Source organism: Nonomuraea mangrovi (genome assembly GCF_042681425.1).
Classification (GTDB): domain Bacteria; phylum Actinomycetota; class Actinomycetes; order Streptosporangiales; family Streptosporangiaceae; genus Nonomuraea; species Nonomuraea mangrovi.
On record NZ_JBHUFV010000015.1, the window covers coordinates 496,397 to 512,900 of the forward strand.

General features: G+C 70.6%; 14 protein-coding genes. 10 read left to right on the forward strand and 4 right to left on the reverse strand.

Going from position 1 to position 16,504, the window contains the following annotated elements; translation table 11 throughout:
- Positions 1–23: 23 nt before the first annotated feature.
- Positions 24–647: a hypothetical protein gene (locus ACFSKW_RS09765; RefSeq protein WP_379571376.1), complete on the forward strand. Its 624-nt coding sequence runs from the start codon at positions 24–26 to the stop codon at positions 645–647.
- Entirely contained in the window at positions 631–1,176 is a 546-nt protein-coding gene (locus tag ACFSKW_RS09770) for an OmpA family protein (protein ID WP_379571378.1), read from the forward strand. Before ACFSKW_RS09765 ends, ACFSKW_RS09770 begins: the two co-directional genes overlap by 17 nt.
- Here the strand turns inward: ACFSKW_RS09770 and ACFSKW_RS09775 are convergent.
- A complete protein-coding gene (locus tag ACFSKW_RS09775) occupies positions 1,166–2,224 on the reverse strand; it encodes a S1C family serine protease (RefSeq protein ID WP_379571380.1) in 1,059 nt (352 codons plus the stop codon). The genes ACFSKW_RS09770 and ACFSKW_RS09775 overlap by 11 nt on opposite strands.
- A 19-nt stretch (positions 2,225–2,243) precedes the next feature.
- A complete protein-coding gene (locus ACFSKW_RS09780; protein WP_379571382.1) occupies positions 2,244–3,659 on the reverse strand; it encodes an AMP-binding protein in 1,416 nt (471 codons plus the stop codon).
- Between the two features lie 62 nt (positions 3,660–3,721).
- Here ACFSKW_RS09780 and ACFSKW_RS09785 point away from each other — a divergent pair, with 62 nt between their 5' ends.
- From ACFSKW_RS09785 to ACFSKW_RS09795, 3 genes are all read left to right on the forward strand, one after another.
- A complete protein-coding gene (locus tag ACFSKW_RS09785; RefSeq protein WP_379571384.1) occupies positions 3,722–4,618 on the forward strand; it encodes a hypothetical protein in 897 nt (298 codons plus the stop codon).
- Positions 4,619–4,662: 44 nt separating this feature from the next.
- A complete protein-coding gene (locus tag ACFSKW_RS09790) occupies positions 4,663–6,825 on the forward strand; it encodes an acyl-CoA dehydrogenase (RefSeq protein WP_379571386.1) in 2,163 nt (720 codons plus the stop codon).
- A 213-nt stretch (positions 6,826–7,038) separates the two neighbouring features.
- Positions 7,039–8,169 carry an NAD(P)H-dependent flavin oxidoreductase gene (locus ACFSKW_RS09795; RefSeq protein ID WP_379571388.1) on the forward strand — a complete coding sequence of 377 codons (1,131 nt, stop codon included), beginning with the start codon at positions 7,039–7,041 and terminating at the stop codon, positions 8,167–8,169.
- A 136-nt stretch (positions 8,170–8,305) separates the two neighbouring features.
- Here the strand turns inward: ACFSKW_RS09795 and ACFSKW_RS09800 are convergent, their stop codons facing one another.
- Positions 8,306–9,115 (reverse strand): crotonase/enoyl-CoA hydratase family protein, encoded by an 810-nt coding sequence (locus ACFSKW_RS09800; protein WP_379571390.1) that lies wholly within the window; start codon positions 9,113–9,115, stop codon positions 8,306–8,308.
- Between the two features lie 290 nt (positions 9,116–9,405).
- On the opposite strand from ACFSKW_RS09800, the gene ACFSKW_RS09805 reads away from it, so the two are divergent.
- From ACFSKW_RS09805 to ACFSKW_RS09825, 5 genes are all read left to right on the forward strand, one after another.
- Positions 9,406–10,935 (forward strand): acyl-CoA synthetase, encoded by a 1,530-nt coding sequence (locus tag ACFSKW_RS09805; protein WP_379571392.1) that lies wholly within the window; start codon positions 9,406–9,408, stop codon positions 10,933–10,935.
- Complete coding sequence (locus ACFSKW_RS09810; protein ID WP_379571394.1) at positions 10,925–11,833, forward strand: Zn-ribbon domain-containing OB-fold protein; 909 nt, start codon at positions 10,925–10,927, stop codon at positions 11,831–11,833. Before ACFSKW_RS09805 ends, ACFSKW_RS09810 begins: the two co-directional genes overlap by 11 nt.
- Positions 11,833–12,852, forward strand: coding sequence for a lipid-transfer protein (locus tag ACFSKW_RS09815; protein WP_379571396.1), 1,020 nt, complete (start codon positions 11,833–11,835; stop codon positions 12,850–12,852). The genes ACFSKW_RS09810 and ACFSKW_RS09815 overlap by 1 nt, the downstream gene beginning before the upstream one ends.
- 42 nt (positions 12,853–12,894) lie before the next feature.
- Positions 12,895–14,043 (forward strand): thiolase domain-containing protein, encoded by a 1,149-nt coding sequence (locus ACFSKW_RS09820; RefSeq protein ID WP_379571397.1) that lies wholly within the window; start codon positions 12,895–12,897, stop codon positions 14,041–14,043.
- Between the two features lie 92 nt (positions 14,044–14,135).
- Positions 14,136–15,713, forward strand: coding sequence for an acyl-CoA synthetase (locus tag ACFSKW_RS09825; RefSeq protein ID WP_379571399.1), 1,578 nt, complete (start codon positions 14,136–14,138; stop codon positions 15,711–15,713).
- Positions 15,714–15,815: 102 nt separating this feature from the next.
- Here ACFSKW_RS09825 and ACFSKW_RS09830 read toward each other — a convergent pair whose 3' ends face one another.
- A complete protein-coding gene (locus ACFSKW_RS09830) occupies positions 15,816–16,454 on the reverse strand; it encodes a LysE family translocator (RefSeq protein ID WP_379571401.1) in 639 nt (212 codons plus the stop codon).
- Positions 16,455–16,504: the final 50 nt, after the last annotated feature.

Here is a 16,504-nt window from a genome sequence, read left to right on the forward strand (position 1 = left end):
CCGACCGCAAGAGGTAGAGCAGGATGCGAAGGAAGCTTGCGCTGGCGGCGATGCTCGCCACGACGTTGACCGGCTGCGGAATGCTGCCCGGCCAGCTCGCCGCCGGCGGCGGCGAGGAGAAGCAGCCCGTGCCCACGAAGGAGCAGACGGCCACGAAGGAGCAGACGGCCACCTCGGAACCGCCTTCCGGGCAGCCCGGGACCGGAGCCCCCGCCGCGCGGACCGAGGAACTCCAGGCGATCGCCAGCCGCAAGGTCAAGCACGACGAAAGCGATCTGCGGATCGACATCACCGGTCTCAAGCGGCAGGGCAAGATCGCCACGCTGACCTGGACCATCTCCAATCTCGCCACCTCCGACGCCGCGGGCGACGACTGGTACGTGGGAGCCAACCTGGGCAACGACGCCCTGGACTGGACCGTGGCGGGCGTCACGCTGATCGACCCGGTCAACGGCAAGCGGTACAGGGTGGCGCGCAAGGGGACGGGCGAGGACGCCGCCTGCGTGTGCAGCAGAGTGAACCAGCGCATCAAGGGCGGCGGATCGCTGGAGATGTACGCCGTCTACGGCGCGCCTCCCGCCGACGTCACCAAGCTGACCGTCGAATTCCCCGACCTGGGAGTCTTCACCGATGTTCCGGTTTCCTGAGCTGGCCGTCGCCGCCGTGCTCTCGGGGGCGGTGCTGGCCGATCCCGCCGTCCCGCCCGACGCCGCCTTCCAGGTGGAGGACCTGGTCTTCCCCGTCGAGGACATCGTCCCCGAGATCGAGTCCATGGACGGCTCGGAGAGCGAGTCCAGACTCGGCGAGGAGGTGACGGTGGCGCTCACCAGTGACGTGCTGTTCGCGCTGGACAAGTGGGTGCTGACGGCCGAGGCGAGGCAGCGTCTGGCGGGGGTGGCGGGGAAGGTCAAGGCGGAGTCGGCGGGTGGGGTGGTGAAGATCCAGGGTCACACCGACGACCAGGGCGCCGACGGGTACAACCAGGCGCTGTCGCTGAGGCGGGCGCGTGCCGTCCAGCAGGCGCTGGAACGGCTGGCGGCGGGTGCGGTGACGTTCGAGGCGGCGGGCTTCGGCGAGACCAGGCCCAGGCTGCCCAACCTGGTGAACGGCAGACCGAGCGAGTTCAACAGGGCGAAGAACCGCCGCGTCGAGATCGTCTTCAACGTCAAGCAGTGAGCTGGCCGAGCGTCACGGTGAGCGTCTCGGTGGCGCCGTTCGACCTGAGCACCTCGATCTTGGCCTGATCACCCGGCTTCAGCTGCGCGAGGACCTCCGAGAGGTCGGACATCTGCGGGGTTTCGGTCCCGTTCACCGAGACGATCACGTCGCCCTCTCTGATCCCCGCCTTCGCCGCGCCTCCTCCGGCGGTGACCCTCACCACTCCGACGCCCGCGGGGGCGCCGTCGGAGCCGATCACCGTGCGGCCTGCGATGCCGAGCGCGGCCTTGCGCGTGTTGACGACCTTGCCGTACTTCACGATCTGCGCGGTGATGTCGGTGGCGGTGTTGCTGGGGATGGCGAACCCGATCCCCGGCGCGCTTCCCCGTAGCTGGGGGTCGGAGGCCACCAGCGTCGGGATGCCGACCACCTGCCCCGACAGGTCGACCAGCGCGCCGCCGCTGTTGCCCGGGTTGATCGCGGCCGAGGTCTGGATGGCGTTGGCGATCGTCGCGGCCGGCCCGCCGCCCTCGTCCTGCGGCTCGGTGATGGTACGCCCCAGTGCCGACACGATGCCGTTGGTGACGCTGCCCGAGAAGCCCAGCGGGTTGCCCATGGCCAGGACGATCTGGCCGACGCGCAGCTTCGATGAGTCGGCGAACCTGGCGGGGACGAGCCCTGCGGCGTCCTCCACCTTGATCACCGCGAGGTCGTCGGGCGGGAAGGCGGCGACCAGTCTCGCCTTGCGCGGCGCGCCGCCCGTCGCCAGCGTGACCTCCATCTCGGTCGCCTCGCCGACCACGTGGGCGTTGGTCACGATGTGTCCTGCCGCGTCATAGACGATGCCCGAACCGAGGCCGACGGCGGTGGTGATCTGGACGATCGACGGCAGCACGTCCTTGATGACCGTCTCGTAGGCCGCCTCAAGCTCGTGCGCCGATCCGGCCGTGGCGCTGCGGGAAGGCGTCGGCGACGCCGTGGGCGTGGGCGACGGCCTCGAGATGGAACCCGTGCAGCCGGTGATGAGCGAAACTGTGGCTGCGAGGGCTGCGACGATCATCCTCATGCGCGGTTATGTTCCCGCGTCAGCTGGAAAGATACGCCTCCCTGACATCGCGCCTGCTCAGCTTGCCCGTCGGAGTGCGCGGCAACCGCGCGCGGTATTCGACCACCCGCGGATGCTTGAGCCTGGCCAGGCGCGGCTCGCAGTGGCGCAGCAGCTCGGCGGTGAGCTCGTCGCCCGGCGTCGCGCCCTCGGCGGGCTGGACCAGCGCGACGATCCTGTGGCCCCACTCCTCGTCGGGCACGCCGATCACGGCCACGTCGGCGACCGCCGGATGTTCGAGCAGGGCCGCCTCGATCTCGGCGGGGTAGACGTTGACCCCGCCCGAGATGATCAGATCGGTCCTGCGGTCCAGCAGGAACAGGTAGCCGTCCTCGTCGAGGTAGCCGATGTCGCCGGGGGTGTAGTCGCGGCCGCGCATCGCCGCCGCGGTCTTGGCGGGATCGCCGTGGTACTCGAACCTGTTGATGCCGCCGATGTAGACCAGCCCGGGCTCGCCGGGGGCGGCTTCGCGGCCGTCGTCGCCCACGATCGTGAACGTCATCCCCTCCAGCGCCCTGCCGACCGTGCCCGGCTTGGCCAGCCACTCCCGCGAGGACACCATCGTCGCCACGGCGGCCTCGGTCGAGCCGTAGTACTCCCACAGCACGGGCCCCAGCCAGTCGATCATCGCGTGCTTGGTCGCGGGCGGGCACGGGGCGGCGCCGTGGTAGAGGTGGGTGAGCGAGGACAGGTCGTACGTCCGCCGATCGGGCACGGCGAGCAGCCGGTGGAACATCGTCGGCACCATGAACGCGTTCGTCACCCGGTGGCGCTCGATCAGCTCCAGAGCCCGCACGGCGTCGAACCTCTCCGGGGCGACGACGGCGTGGCCCAGGTTGAGCGCCATCATCGCCTGGCCGTAGGGAGCGGAGTGGTAGAGCTGCGAGCACACCAGGTGGACACCGCCGAACGGCAGCCCGAAGTGCTTCCAGCTCTTGCGCATGAGGATGGGGTAGAGGTCCTCGGGCGTCAGGTCGAGCAGGCGCCGCCGTACCCCCTTGGGCCTGCCGGTGGTGCCCGAGGTGTAGAGCATCATCGAGCCGGCCCTCCGGTGCGGTGGCGAGCCCGCGGGCCGGTCGTCCACGTCGAGAGGGGAGCGGACGACGACCTTCGCCCCGCTGTCGGCGACGATGTAGTCGATCTCCTCCTCGGTGAAGTGCCAGTTCACCGGGACGTGGTAGGCGCCGAGCTGGTAGGTGGCGAGCATCATGGCCAGCGCCTCGGAGCCGTTGCGCAACACCGTGACCACGGCGTCGCCCGGCCCGGTCCCGCGCTCGGCCAGGCCGTGGGAGAGCCGGTTGGCGCGGGCGAGTAGCTCCCCGTAGGTGCGGCCGTCCTCCCCGAGGACGGCGGGTCGATCGGGCTCGGCGGCGGCGATCTCGTAGAAGCCCCTCATGCGGTGACCTTACAGAATTACATTCTGTCCAAGGAAGACGGTCGATCACGTAGCCTCGGAACATGGCGCACAATCAGGGACAGGAGCCGTATCAACCCTCCTATGACGCGCCCACCACTCCTTTCCAGCGAGTGGAGCTCTCGCCTGCCGACCGGACCGTCAACGTGCCGATGCCGCCGACGGCGGGGCCGTTCAGGACGCCGCCCGCTCCGCCGCGCAGGGGGTTCGTGGGACGGCTCGTGACGGGCATCGGCGACGTGCCGATCAAGGCCGTCTACCTGCTCGCCGCGGTGATCGCCACCGTGCTCGCGGTGGTCGCGATCTTCGCGCTGTTCTCCGGCGACGAGCCGAACGCGATCGAGCCGCAGCGCGCGCAGGACTCCGGTCCTGCCCCCGCGTCCGGGGCGGGAGAGGCGGGAGTGGCGTTGGCGCCGGTGCCGGAGAGCCTCGCCTTCCCTGCCATGGCGGGCAAGGCCAGCAAGGTGATCGGCACGGTCGTCGACAAGCGGACCGGCATCAGCTACCCCAAGCTCGGCACGCCGTGGGCGGCGAAGTCCTTCGCGCCGTTCGCGATCGCCCAGCGGGTGGGGAAGGTGGAGCTCCCGCACACGATGGTGGCCTCTGCGCCGCTTCCCGTGACCGCGGACAAGCCCGTGACGAGTGCCGACTACAGGGAGCTCGCGGTCAGGGCGGCCCGCTGGTCGCTGCGCACCCAGCATCCCGAGGACGGCACGGTCACCTGGACGGCCTCGCAGAAGCCGGTCAAGGGCAAGGGCTGGATCGTCGGCTTCAAGGTCGACTACACCCTCGACGGCGAACGGCACTCGTCGCAGGCGCTGGCCGCGGTGATCGAGGCGGGCAGGAAGAAGCCGGCCATGCTGCTGGCCACGATCCCCGACAGCGGCAAGAGCCACTGGCGCGACCTCAACACTCTCGTGAAGGGGCTACGTTCGGCATAGAAGCATCCTCTAGAATATGGTTCTGGGAACCATAGGAGGCTGACATGGCGATCGGGTTGAGCGAGGAGCACGAGGCGCTCCGCGAGTCGGTGGCGGGCTGGGCGGAGCGCAACGTGCCCGCCGAGGTCGTGCGGTCCCAGGAGGGCGGGCGCCCGCCGTTCTGGACGGGCCTCGCCGAGCAGGGGCTGCTCGGCCTGCACCTGCCCGAGGAGTTCGGCGGATCGGGGTACGGCCTGCTGGAGGCGGCCGTGGCCGTCGAGGCGCTGGCGGAGCGCATGACCCCTGGCCCCTTCGTGCCGACCGTGCTGGCCGGCGCGGTCATCGCCGCGTCCGGTTCCGAGAAGGCGCGCGCCGAGCTGCTGCCCGGGCTCGCCGACGGCTCGCTCACCGGCGCGGTCGCCCTGTCGGCCGCCCTCACCGGGGACGGCGGCGACTCCATGGTCGTCTCGGGTACGGCGACGCAGGTGCTCGGCGGCGCGATGGCCGACGTGCTCGTCCTGCCCGTCGGCGGCGTATGGGTGGCGGTGGACGCCGCGCAGGCCGAGATCGAGCAGGTCAAGTCGCTCGACATCACCAGGGCCGTGGCCACGGTGACGCTGGACGCGGTGGCCGTGCCGGCCGACCGGGTGCTCGGCGCGGTCGACGTCAGGAACCTCGCGGCGATCATCCTGGGCGCCGAGGCGACAGGGCTCGCGGCCTGGTGCGTGCGGGCGGCGGCCGACTACGCCAAGGTGCGCGTGCAGTTCGGACGGCCGATCGGGCAGTTCCAGGGCATCAAGCACAAGCTGTCGCGCATGCTCGTCGCGCTGGAGCAGGCACGCGCCACCGTGTGGGACGCGACCAGGGCCACCGGCGACGAGCGCGACTACGCGGCGGCCATCGCGGGCGTCATGGCGCCCGACGCGGCCGTGCAGTGCGCGAAGGACGCCATCCAGACCTTCGGCGGCATCGGCTACACCTTCGAGCACGACGCCCACCTCTACTACCGGCGCGCCCTCACCCTCAGAGCGCTGCTCGGCTCCTCCGCGACATGGGCCGCCACGGTCGCCGAACTCGCTCTCGCCGGCGTCCAGCGCCCCATGGAGATCGACCTGCCCGAGTCGGCGGCGGCCCTGCGCGCCTCGATCGCCGCCGAGATCGCCGACCTCGCCGCTCTGGAGGGCGTCGAGCAGCGCAGGGCGCTCGCCTCCGCGGGGTTCGTGATGTCGCACCTGCCCAGGCCGTGGGGGCGCGACGCCGACCCGCTGGAGCAGGTCCTCATCCAGCAGGAGCTCAAGGCCGCCAAGGTCAAGCTTCCCAACATGATCATCGGTGCGTGGGTGGTGCCGTCCGTCGTCGCGTACGGCACGCAGGAGCAGCAGGAGCGCTTCCTGCCCAAGACCCTCAGCGGCGAGACGATCTGGTGCCAGCTGTTCTCCGAGCCCGGAGCGGGCTCCGACCTCGCGTCGCTGCAGATGAAGGCGACCCAGGTGGAGGGCGGCTGGACCCTCACAGGCCAGAAGATCTGGACCTCCGTCGCGCACGTCGCCGAATGGGGCATCTGCATCGCGCGCAACTCCTCCGCGGGCTCCAAGCACGAGGGCATCACCTACTTCCTCGTGGACATGAAGTCGCCTGGAGTCACGGTCAGGCCGCTGACGGAGATGACCGGCGAGAACCTGTTCAACGAGGTGTTCCTCGACGAGGTGTTCGTGCCGGACTCGCTGGTCGTCGGGCAGGTGGGCGAAGGCTGGAAGGTCGCGCGCAACACGCTGTCCAACGAGCGGGTGTCGCTGTCCTCGGGGTCGGGCGGCACCGGCGCGTCCGTGCCCGACCTGCTCGGGCTCGTCTCCCGGCTCGGCAGGCCGTTGACGGCGGTGGAGGAGCAGGCGGTCGCGGCCGTCGTGTGCGAGGGACACTCGATCAACGCCCTGTCGCTCCGCGTGACGCTCAAGCAGCTGGCGGGCTCCGAGCCCGGCGCCGACGCCTCGGTCCGGAAGCTGCTGTCGACCTCGCACGCCCAGCACGTGTCGGAGACGGCGGTGGAGCTGCTGGGCGAGGCGGCGACGGTCGCGGCGGACATGAGGCTGGGGGACGCGGGCTACTGGAACAGGGCGGTGCTGGCGACCCGGGCGATGACGATCTACGGCGGGACGACGGAGGTGCAGCTCAACATCATCGGCGAGCGCATGCTCGGCCTTCCCCGCGACCCCGAACCCGGCAAGTAGCCAGGCGTTCCCCGACCGGCCGCCCACCCCGCTTCGTCGCGGTGCGCGGCCGGTCCTTCGGGGACGCTTCCCGAAGCCCGGGAGGGCCGGCGCGCGACCACCGGCTGGGCCACGGCGCTGGGCGATCCGGCGATCATCGCGGCGCTGAACCGACCAAAGGTTCTAGAGTAGAACGCGTTGCAGTTTTCCCGGCCCCGATCGTATCGTCGGCCCATGCGGACACGTGTCACCGACCTGTTCGGGATCGAGTTACCGATTTTCGCCTTCAGCCACTGCCGGGATGTCGTCGCCGCGGTCAGCCGCGCGGGCGGGATGGGCGTGCTGGGCGCCCTCTACTTCACCCCGGAAGAGCTCGAGATGGAGCTCAAGTGGATCGACGACCACGTCGACGGCAAGCCGTACGGCGTCGACGTCGTCATGCCCGCCTCCTACGAGGGGGCCGACTTCCCGCCGGAGGAGCTGGTCTCCCGCCTGCAGGGCATGATCCCCGACGGGCACAGGAGCTTCGTCGAGAACCTGCTCGCCGAGCACGGCGTCCCGCCGCTGTCGGACGACGCCGACCCGGGCAAGGTGCTGCTCGGCTGGACGGACGCCACCGCCAGGCCGCAGGTCGAGGTGGCGCTGCGGCACCCGATCGCGCTGCTGGCCAACGCCCTGGGCCCGCCCCCCGCCGACGTCGTCGAGCTGGCGCACGCGCAGGGGGTCAAGGTCGCCGCCCTGGCCTCCACCCCACGCCACGCCGTCAAGCAGGCCGAGGTCGGCGTGGACGTGGTCGTCGCGCAGGGCACCGAGGCCGGCGGTCACACCGGCGAGATCTCCACGATGGTGCTGATCCCGCAGGTCGTGGACGCCCTTCGGGGCGCGGGTCCTGACGGCTCCGACGTGCCGGTCCTGGCGGCGGGCGGCATCGGCGGCGGCAGGCAGATGGCCGCGGGCATGGCGCTGGGCGCGGAAGGCGTGTGGACGGGATCGATCTGGCTGACCGTCGAGGAGGCGGACACGCCCGAGCTGGCCAAGCGGCGGATCCTGTCGGCCACCTCCAGGGACACGGTCCGCTCGCGCAGCTGGACGGGCAAGCCCGCCAGGCTGCTCAGGAACGAGTGGACCGACGCGTGGGAGGCGGAGAGCTCGCCGGGCACGCTGCCGATGCCGCTGCAGTTCATGCTGGTGTCGGACGCGTTGCGGCGCATCGGCCGGTCCGACGCCGCAGAGCTGGCGACCTTCCCCGCCGGGCAGATCATCGGGACGATGAACCAGGTGAAGAGCGCGCGCGACGTGGTGTTCGAGATGGTGGAGGAGTACATCGAGGCCATGGAACGGCTCGGCCGCATCACCGAGTCCTGACCTGGCGGAGGGAGGGGAGCGCTCTTCCGCGGGGCGGCGCTCCCGACTTCCTTGACGGCGAGGGCGAGCCGCCCGGCGGCCGGCGTCCCGCGGGAGGTGACCGGGCGACTCTCCTGGACGGCGAGCCGCCGGGCGGTCAGCGTCCGTGGAAGGCGGCGGGGCGCTTCTCCTTGAAGGCTCTGGCGCCCTCCTTCGCGTCCTCCGAGCCGATCACCGGCCAGCCGTACTCGTCGGACACCTTCAGCGCCTCGGGCTCCGAGAGCCCGAGCGTGTCCCGGTAGGTGCGCAGGATCGCCTGTACGGCAAGCGGCCCCGAGGCCGCGATGTCGTCGGCGATCTCCCGCGCCACCGCCAGGGCCCGGCCGTCGGGAACGACCCTGTTGACCAGCCCCATGGACAGCGCCTCGGCCGCGGTGACCGAGCGTCCGGTGAGGAGCAGGTCCATGGCGTGGCAGTAGGGGATCTGGCGGGGCAGCCTGACGGCGCTGCCGCCCATGGGGAACAGCGCCCGCTTGGCCTCGAACAGCCCGAGTGTGGCCGACTCGGCCACCACTCGCAGGTCCGTGCCGACGAGCAGTTCGGTACCGCCCGCGACCGCGTAACCCTCGGCCGCGCAGACGATCGGCTTGGTCGGCAGCTCCTCGCGCAGCAGCCCCTTCCAGTGGAAGTTCGGGATGGCGGCGGCCCTGGCCTGGACCTCGGGATCGGTGGACGGCCGGCCCATCGCCTTGAGGTCGGCGCCCGCGCAGAAGGTGCCGTTCGCGCCGGTCAGGACGGCCACGCGGACCTCCGGTTCGGCCGAGACGTAGGCCCAGGCGGACGCGAGGCCGATGAGCATGTCGGACGACAGGGCGTTCTTGGCCTCGGGGCGGTCCATGGTGACGATCACGACGTGGCCGTCTCGTTCGACGCGACAGTGGGGGGTGCTGATCGGCAGGGTCTCCATGACTGACCTCCATCATCACGAACCAAGCGCTTGGTAGCGCTGATCCTCTCAGGGAAGGCGCTCCCATGGAAGGGCGGCGGAAGGAGGGGCGTGGCCGTCCGCCCTTGCGTCCGGCCGGGATGTTGCCGATCGTGGGGGGACCGAGCCCGCGCGAGATCGCCGGCGGGGGGTGCGGCGCCCGGTGTGACGGGTGGGACGAAATCAAGCGCTTGCTAGGCCGCTTCGCTCCGGGTTAGTCTGCCGTCACAAACGAGAACAGGTTCTCGTTTGCCGTGTTGAGGGAGTTCCCTATGGGCACGCTCGGATTCTGGAGGCTGGCGCAGGCGGATCCCGAGTGGATCGCCGCGGTCGATCCCGACGGCGCCGAACATCGCGCGGGGGACCTGCTCGCCAGGGCCAACCAGCTCGTCCACGGCCTGCGCGAGCTCGGCCTCCGGCCGGGTGACGGCATCTGCGGCCTGGTCCCGAACGGGGTCGACGGACTCGTCCTCTACCTCGCGGCGTTACAGGCGGGCTGGTACTACACGCCGATCAACTGGCACCTGGCCCCGCCCGAGATCGCCTACATCGTGGCCGACAGCGAGGCCAAGGCCTTCTTCGTCCACCCGCGCTTCCGCGACATCGCCCCCCTGGTCGAGGGCGGCTCGTTCGCCTTCGGTGACATCCCGGGCTTCAGGCCGGTGGCGGAGCTGACGGAGGGCCGCCCGACCACGGCGCCTGCGGACCGTACGGCGGGCGCCGCCATGCACTACACCTCGGGCACCACCGGCAAGCCCAAGGGCGTCAGGCGCAAGCTGTCCGGCCTGGATCCCGACGACGGCGCCGAGCTGATGACGTTCCTGCTCACCCTGTTCGGCATCACGCCGGGCAGGCCCAACGCCCATCTGGTCACCTCGCCGAGCTACCACACCGCCGTCACCCAGTTCGGCGGTACGGCGCTGCACATGGGCCACACCCTCGTCTACATGGACAAGTGGGAGGCCGAGGAGACGCTCCGCCTGTGCGAGCGCTACCGGGTCACCAACTCGCACCTCGTGCCCACGCACTTCAAACGCCTGCTGTCCCTGCCGGAGGAGACCCGCGCGAAGTACGACCTCTCGTCGCTCCGGTGGATGATCCACGCCGCCGCGCCCTGCCCGGTCCCCGTGAAGTGGGCGATGTTCGAGTGGTGGGGTGACTGCATCTACGAGTACTACGCGGCCACCGAGGGCGGCGGCACGATCGCCACGCCCGACGGCTGGAAGAAGCATCCGGGGACCGTGGGCACCGCATGGCCGATCAGCGAGCTCCTCATCGTGGACGACGAGGGCGAACCCGTCCCGACGGGAACGCCGGGCACGATCTACATGAAGATGATGGGCGTCGCCTTCGAGTACAAGGGCGATCCGGACAAGACCGCCGCCGGCCGCCTGAGGGACCACTTCACCGTCGGCGACATCGGCTACCTCGACGAGGACGGCTTCCTCTACCTCTGCGACCGCAAGGCCGACCTGATCATCTCGGGCGGGGCGAACATCTACCCCGCCGAGATCGAGAACGAGATCGTGATCCATCCCTCGGTCGCCGACGTGGCCGTGTTCGGGATCCCCGACGAGGAGTGGGGCGAGCAGATCAAAGCCGTCGTCGAGCCCGCGCAGGGCGTCACCCCCGGCCCCGAACTGGCCGCCGAGATCCTCGACTCGCTGGAGGGCCGCCTGGCCAGGATGAAGTGGCCCAAGTCGATCGACTTCATCGAGGAGATGCCGCGCGAGCCCAACGGCAAGCTGCTCAAACGCAAGCTCCGCGCGCCGTACTGGGAGGGCCGCGACCGTGCCATCTGAGCCGGGTTCCGACGCGCTGACCGCCGACCACGTGCTGGAGTTCCCCGGCGGCTACACCAGGACCACGGGCCCCGTGATCGGACGCTTCCTCACCGAGTTGAGGGACGGACGGCTCATGGGGGTCCGCACCGCCGAGGGCAGGACGCTGGTGCCCCCGCTGGAGTACGACCCCGCCACCGGCGAGCCCGTGACCGACGAGTGGGTCGAGGTCGGCCCGGCGGGTACGGTCACCGCCTCGGCCTGGGTGCGGGAGCCGCTGGACGGTCACCCGCTCGACCGCCCCTTCGCCTGGGCTCTGATCAAACTCGACGGCGCCGACACCTCGCTGGTCCACGCCGTCGACGCGGACAACCCCAAGGCGCTGCCGCCCGGCACCAGGGTCCGCCCGGTCTGGCGCGCCACTCGCACGGGTCACATCTCGGACATCTCCCACTTCGCGCCCGAAGTCACGAAGATCGTCTCGCCGATCAGGTCCGCCTACAAGCTGACCGCCAGCCCCTCCCTGACCAGGTTCCTCGAAGGCGTCAGGGACGGCGTGTTCATCGGCTGCCGCTGCGGCGTCTGCGACAAGGTCTACGTCCCCTACCGCCTGTCGTGTCCCGAATGCGGCAACCCGATCACCGAGGAGGTGCCGCTGCCCGACACGGGCACCATCACCACCTTCGCGATCAACAACCTGCCCGACCCGCGCGCCCCCGAGGTGCCCTTCGTCTCCGCCTACATCCTGCTCGACGGCGCCGACATCCCGATGATCGCCCTGGTCGGCGGGATCCCCGCCCACGAGGTACGGCAGGGCATGCGGGTGCGCGCCGCGTGGGTGCCGGAGCAGGAGCGCACCCTCTCGATGTCGAACATCAAATGGTTCGCCCCCACGGGCGAGCCGGACGTGGAGTTGTGATGCGTGACGTGGCCGTCGTCGCCTTCGCCCAGACCAGGCACACCGCCCACGACACGGGCCTGTCGGAGCCCGAGCTGATCCTGCCGGTCATCAGAGCGGTGCGGGAGCAGTCCGGCCTGTCGGCGTTCGGCTTCACCTGCTCAGGCTCGTGCGATTATCTCGCGGGCGCGCCCTTCTCGTTCGTGTCAGCGCTCGACGCGCTGGGCGCGTGGCCGCCGATCTCCGAGTCCCACGTGGAGATGGACGCCGCCTGGGCACTCTACGAGGCCTGGGTACGGCTTCAGCACGGCGACGTCGACAGCGCGCTCGTCTACGGCTTCGGCAAGTCGTCGCTCGGCGACCTACGCACGATCATGACGCTCCAGCTCGACCCCTACTACCTGGAGCCGCTGGGGCTGGACCAGCTGTCCTTCGCCGCGCTCCAGGCGGGCGCGCTCGGCGCGGACCGCAAGGCGCTCGACGAGATCGCCAGGCGCAGCCGTACGGACGGGCTGAGCAACCCGAACGCGCTCCACCTGCCGCTCGACGAGGGCGAGCCGGTCGTGGAGCCGTTGAAGGAGTGGGACATCGCGCCGATCACCGACGGGGCCGCCGCGGTGGTACTGGCGGCGGGCGACCTCGCCAGGCGGATCCACGCCAGGCCCGCCTACATCAGGGGCATCGCGCATCGCATCGAGCCCCACTACCTGGGCATGCGAGACCTGGCCAGGTCGGCCTCCGCCGCCGACGCGGGACGCGCGGCGGGCGTCGGCAAGGGAGCCGTCGACGTGGCCGAGTTGCACGCGTCCTTCAGCCACGAGGAGATCATCCTGCGGGAGGCGCTCGAGCTGCCGTCCTCGACGGTGATCAACCCGTCGGGCGGGCCGCTGGCCGCCAACCCCGTCATGGCCACGGGGCTCATCAGGATCGGCGAGGCGGCCCAGCGGATCATGGACGGCACCGCCGGCCGTACCGTCGGGCACGCCGCCGGCGGCCCCTGCCTGCAGCACAACCTCGTGACCGTGATGGAGGCGGGATGAGGATCGGCACGCGTTCCAGTCGGACGAGGATCGGTGAGCGGCATGGGTAACCGATGTGCGGTGGTCGGCGTCGGCCAGACGCACTACACCACCAAGCGCAGGGACGTCTCCATCGCCGGTCTGGTGCGCGAGGCCGCGCTCAGGGCGCTGGAGGACGCGGGCCTGACGTTCAAGGACATCGACGCCGTCGTCATCGGCAAGGCGCCCGACCTGTTCGAGGGCGTCATGATGCCCGAGGCCTACCTCGCCGACGCCCTCGGCGCCGCAGGCAAACCGATGATGCGCGTCCACACCGCCGGCAGCGTCGGCGGCTCCACGGCGCTGGTGGGCGCGAGCCTCATCCAGGGCGGCGTGCACGAGCGCGTGCTGGTCGTCGCCTTCGAGAAGCAGTCCGAGTCGAACGCCACCTGGGCCCTGTCCACGCATCTCCCGTTCAGCGCATCCCTCGTGGTCGGCGCGGGCGGCTACTTCGCCCCGCACATCCGCGAGTACATGCGAAGGACGGGCGCCCCCGGCCACATCGGCACCCTCGTCGCCGTCAAGGACCGCCAGAACGCGCTCAAGAACCCCTACGCCCACCTGAGGATCCCGGGGATCAGCCGCGAGATGGTCGAGTCCACGCCCATGCTGTGGGAGCCCATCCGCTACCTGGAGACCTGCCCGTCCTCCGACGGCGCGTGCGCCGTCGTCCTCTCCTCCGAGTCCGCGGTCACCGGCCATCCCGCGTGGGTCCACGGTACGGCGATGCGCTCCGAGCCGATTTTCCGCGCCGGACGCGACACCGTGAACCCGCAGGGCGGCAAGGACTGCGCCGCCGACGTCTACCGCCAGGCCGGCATCGCCGACCCCCGTCGAGACATCGACGTCGCCGAGGTCTACGTGCCGTTCTCCTGGTATGAGCCGATGTGGCTGGAGAACCTGGGGTTCGCGGCCGAGGGCGAGGGCTGGAAGCTCACCGAGTCGGGCGCGACCGCGCTCGACGGCGACATCCCGTGGAACGCGTCGGGAGGCGTGCTGTCCTCCAACCCGATCGGCGCCTCGGGGCTGATCCGTTTCGCCGAGGCGGCGCTGCAGGTGCGAGGGATGGCGGGCGAGCACCAGGTCGACGGCGCCCGCCGCGCTCTCGGTCACGCCTACGGCGGCGGCGCCCAGTTCTTCGCCATGTGGATCGTCGGCTCCGACAAACCCTGACACCGCTCGTCCGCTCCACCCCCTTGAGACCACGCCAGGCCCCCGGCGAACCGGAACCTCGGACCCGAGGGCCACCCGCGGAGGAGGCCCCGATGGAGTTCAACCACGCCGACCTGTTCGAAGGCCTCGCCGACGCCATCGGGGACCGCGTCGCCGTGGTCTGCGGCGAGCGCAGGCTCACCTACGCCGAGCTCGACGCGCACGCCAACCGCCTCGCCCACCACCTCCACGACCAGGGGGTACGGCCCGGCGACCACGTGGGCACGCAGCTCTACAACGGCATCGAGTACATCGCCACGCTCCTGGCCACGCTCAAGCTCCGCGCGGTGCCGGTGAACGTGAACTACCGCTACGTCGAGGCCGAACTGCTCTACCTCTACACCGACTCCCGCATCGTCGCGCTCGTCTACGACGTGGAGTTCGACGAGCGGGTCGCCGCGGTCGCACCGCAGGCTCCGGAGCTGCGCCACCTCATCGCCGTGGGAGGGGAGTCGGCGATCGGTGCGGCGGTGCCGTACGAGAAGGCGCTGGAGGGCCGGCCGGACACGCGCGGGTTCGAACCCAGGTCGGGCCAGGACGTCTACATCATCTACACCGGCGGCACCACCGGCATGCCCAAGGGAGTGATGTGGCACTCGGAGGACCTGTTCATGGGCTTCGGCGGCGGCAACCCGTACGGCGAGCCGCGCGAGAGCCCCGAGCAGGTGATCGAGGAGGCGGCCAGGGCCGATCCGCTGATCATGATGGCGGTGGCGCCGCTGATGCACGGGGCGGCGCAGATGGCCACGTTCATCAGCTGGTGGATGGGCGCGACCATGGTGTACGTGCGCAGGTTCGAGGCCGCCGACGTGCTGCGCACGGTCGAGCGGGAGAAGGTGCAGTCGATGAACATCACCGGCGACGCCATGGCCAGGCCCCTGGCCGACGAGATCGCGGCGGGGACCTACGACCTGGGGTCGCTGTTCGTGATCAGCTCCACGGGGGCCATTCTCACCGGCGCGGTCAGGGACCGGCTGCAGGAACTCCTGCCGAACACGATGATCCTGGACAACTTCGGCTCGACCGAGTCGGGATTCACCGCCTCGGGGGTGGCGGGGTCCTCGCCGGAGAAGGGGCTGCGCTACCAGCCGAACTCCACGGCCAGGCTGGCGGTGCTGGACGAGCGGCTCCAGCCGGTGAAACCGGGCGTGCTGGGGACGGTGGCGAAGGCGGGAAGGATCGCGTTCGGGTACTACAACGACCCGGACAAGACGGCCAGGACGTTCGTGACGGATGAGGAGGGGACGCGCTGGCTGCTCACGGGCGACCTGGCGACGGTCGAACCCGATGGGACGATCAACATGTTCGGCAGGGGATCGCAGTGCATCAACACCGGAGGGGAGAAGGTGTTCCCCGAGGAGATCGAGGCCGTGCTCAAGGGGCATCCGGCGGTGTTCGACGCGGTGGTGACCGGCGTGCCGGACGAGCGGTGGGGCAACAGGGTCGCGGCGGTCGTCGAGGCGCGCAAGGGTGTTCCGGTCACGCGGGAGGAACTGGACGCGCACTGTAGGAACAGCCTGTCGGGGTACAAGGTGCCCCGGACATACGCGTTCGTGGACGAGATGGTGCGGTCACCGGCGGGCAAGGCGGACTACCGCTGGGCTCGGGAGCAGGTCCTGATCCAGGAATGACCCGATCCAGGGCCGGGTTCGAACGGATGCCTCGAAGCGGAGAGGCACGGAAACGAAGGGATCCCGCGCCGGGCGTCGGCGCGGGATCCTCGGGGCACAGGGTCAGGCCTTGGCGGGTTCGCCCGTGAACGCGGCGGCGGCGCCCAGACCCAGGTAGATGACACCGCTGCTCACGTCGAGACGGCGACGCGCGCGGGTGGAGCGGCGCAGGCGCCCTGACAGGGCCGAGGCGAGCAGGGCGTAGGCGCCGTCGCTGGCCATCCCGAGGGCGATCCACACCACGCCCAGCAGGATGATCTGCGGGGCCACGGGCCCGAGCTCGGGCTTCACGAACTGCGGCAGGAACGCCAGAAAGAAGATCGCGGTCTTGGGGTTGAGGACGTTCACCACGAACCCCTCCCAGAACACCCTGGAGCGCGAGTGGCTTCTCACCGTCGCGAGCTCGCCGTCGTCGGACCTGGTCATGAGCTTGCGGATGCCGAGCCACACCAGGTAGGCGACGCCCAGCCACTTGACGACCATGAACGCCGTCGCGCTCGCCGCCAGCAGCGCGCTGATGCCGAGTGCGGCCGCGGCCACGTGGACGATGGAGCCGGTGTGAATGCCGAGCACCGACACCAGCCCTGTGACCCGTCCTTGCGCGACGCTCCTCGTGACGATGAAGACCACGGCGGGTCCAGGGACGAGCAGCAGGGCCATGGTGGCCGCGCAGAAGACGGCGAGGGTTGCGAAGTCCGGCATTCCGCCATGGTAGGAACGTCCTTCTCCGCAGGACAACGGTATTTCGGCCA